General features: G+C 36.1%; 3 protein-coding genes and 1 pseudogene. All 4 read right to left on the minus strand.

Annotation, left to right across the window (positions count from 1 at the left end; all coding sequences use genetic code 11):
* Positions 1–318: 318 nt before the first annotated feature.
* Positions 319–735 (minus strand): roadblock/LC7 domain-containing protein, encoded by a 417-nt coding sequence (locus BK820_RS14785; RefSeq protein ID WP_004809610.1) that lies wholly within the window; start codon positions 733–735, stop codon positions 319–321.
* 10 nt (positions 736–745) lie between these two features.
* Positions 746–1,282: a GTP-binding protein gene (locus BK820_RS14790; RefSeq protein WP_071321331.1), complete on the minus strand. Its 537-nt coding sequence runs from the start codon at positions 1,280–1,282 to the stop codon at positions 746–748.
* Between the two features lie 12 nt (positions 1,283–1,294).
* On the minus strand, positions 1,295–2,266 hold the full coding sequence (locus BK820_RS14795) for a hypothetical protein (RefSeq protein WP_071321332.1): 972 nt from the start codon (positions 2,264–2,266) through the stop codon (positions 1,295–1,297).
* A 54-nt stretch (positions 2,267–2,320) separates the two neighbouring features.
* Positions 2,321–2,404 (minus strand): annotated as a pseudogene (locus tag BK820_RS15440) (roadblock/LC7 domain-containing protein); the annotation flags it as partial.
* Positions 2,405–2,421: the final 17 nt, after the last annotated feature.

Consider the following 2,421-nt stretch of genomic DNA (forward strand, 5'->3'; position numbering starts at 1 on the left):
ATTTTTTAGTTATATGCTGTACGTTTATATAGAAACTTAGATCATTAAATTACTGGTTCTTTATTCAGGATTATTTAAATTAAAATTGTGATTAAGTAACATCCTATAAATCAGGCAGAAGTAACAGCTGCTCCCGTGATGGCTAGTTTGGGCTCTGCCATTTTATTTGTCTTACTTTTAATTAGTTCAGCTATAGTCGACCATATATTTAAATATGCTTTTCTCGTAGGAATCTCGACTGGAATTATGAGTAGTTATTATGAATCTTGATTATGTAATATTACAAGCCTGACTCAAGCTTGTAATATTCATATGGAATCAGATTTGAAAGTTAGAAATATCCTGAGCAATTTTTTTCGTGCAATATAACAGTTGACCTAAAAGTACATCATTAGTGGTCATGGCTAGGATCAGCATAGGAAACTTTGGATGCGGAATTGCAGTTAGGATCGCTTTACCATTATTAGCATCCAGTGTAATGCTTTGACAGCCTTCCAGCTGTAATTCCTGCATAAATGCCTGGACCATAGCTACAATAGAACTACTTACGGCAGCAAGTTTTCCTTTACCGTTAGTTTTAATTTTTTCAAATGAGGCTAATTCAAATCCATCTGAAGAGCACAGCATGATAAGTTCTATACCTTGCACATTGAATAAGAGTTCTTGAATCTGCTTGGCTGCAAATTCAGTTAATTCTTGGGGAGCAGTACGTTTTGCAAGATTATTTAAGGACATGGAATTTTCTTCAGACAGTAAGTTGAACTTCAGCTGTGGCGATCAAGGCATCAACCAGCATTAAAACATCATTTTTTTCACGGGCATCAATAAAGAACATTGGATAAGTACTGTCTTGCTTTTCAGCCCAGCCATGATAGACAGCAGCATTATTTTTAGCTTTCTTATCAATATGTGTAATGCCAATCACAACGTTTTTAACTTTATCTTTGAAGTAATTGAGATAAAATTCTAGCTCTTCTAGTGGCTCGTCAATACTGTCATCAATCAGTAATATTACTCCAATAGCACCTTGTGTAATCACGTTCCAGATAAAATTAAAGCGTTGCTGACCTGGTGTGCCATATAAGCCGACTTTGACCCCATCTTCCAGGACCAGTTCACCATAATCGATACCGACCGTTGTTAGCGATTTCTGGTGTGCTTCAAGGTCGGTATTAATTGCTTCGGTACTTAATACATCAATATTAGAAATGGTGCGAATGGCTGTAGTCTTGCCAGCACCCATGCTACCGGCAAATATCAATTTAAATTGGTGCAAGATCAAACTGAATTACTCCTAGATACCGAGCTTCTTACGTAATTTGCTAAAGAAACCCATCATTTTATTAGCTTCCTTTTGAACAGCGGCAGTTGCATGCTGTGTGAATTTGGCTTGATCCGATGAGATTGGTTCAAGCATATTGGCTAGTTGTGAAGCACATAGAAATTGATGAATATATTTTTTACCTAATTTCAACTGTTGTTGTGCATAGGCAACTGATGCACCTTCACTGAAAAGGGCAGCTAATTTGAATAGATCTTTGCGCTGGTCGAAATCTTTAATTTGTGGCCATTTAGCTAAGCGGTAATAGTCGGGATATTCAAGTTCAGCAAATTGCAAATGATGCCATACAAAATTCCAGATCCCTTGGTTAAGATCTTCTGGACGCACTTGAGTGCGAAATTGCACAATACTATTTAGATCGGCAGGTTCAATGCTGAATTCTGAATCAGGTTGCGGATACCAGTCGATTGCTGGATAGAAGCAATGTTGTTCCAGATCAATAAGAGCTACACGTTTATCACTATTTTTAATCATGTATTTGCTATGACCTGATGGCTGAAATAGCTCATCTAGTATTAATTTAAATGACTGATATGCTATTTTAGCGCTACAAGAGGGTACTATTAATATGGGTTGTTCAATTGAATGAGGCAATTGAGTGCCTGATAAAAACTCACGTTGTAACCATTCAATTAAAGCATGAGGGTGTTCAAAGGGTAAGAACAATGTATTTTCAATCACCTGAGATGACAATGTAGGGTTTTTCTCAACTTGTAGAAGTGTAAGATTATTATTTTTAATTTTTTGAATATGGGGTAAATCGACAAAATCAGCATTTACTAATAAAAGCTGTAGTTTCTGGTCAGTAAGATTGGTCCATACAAGATTATATTTTTCACTTAAAACATCAACCATTGTACTTTTAAATACATTTATTAAAGATAGGCTGAGTCCAAAAATGGAAATATAGAGAGTATCTTTCATGAGGATGTGCTCAATTTAAGGGTTACCGGAAAAAGTAACCCTCAAATAGCTTAATTAAGCAAAATCTAAACCTTTTTCAAAGTGTTTCAATTCATGACGTGCCATAGCGAGGTTTGAACGACTACGGTCAAGAACTAGGGCGTGTCCTCATTTGA

Origin of the sequence: Acinetobacter sp. LCT-H3 (genome assembly GCF_001866125.1) — a bacterium.
Classification (GTDB): domain Bacteria; phylum Pseudomonadota; class Gammaproteobacteria; order Pseudomonadales; family Moraxellaceae; genus Acinetobacter; species Acinetobacter schindleri.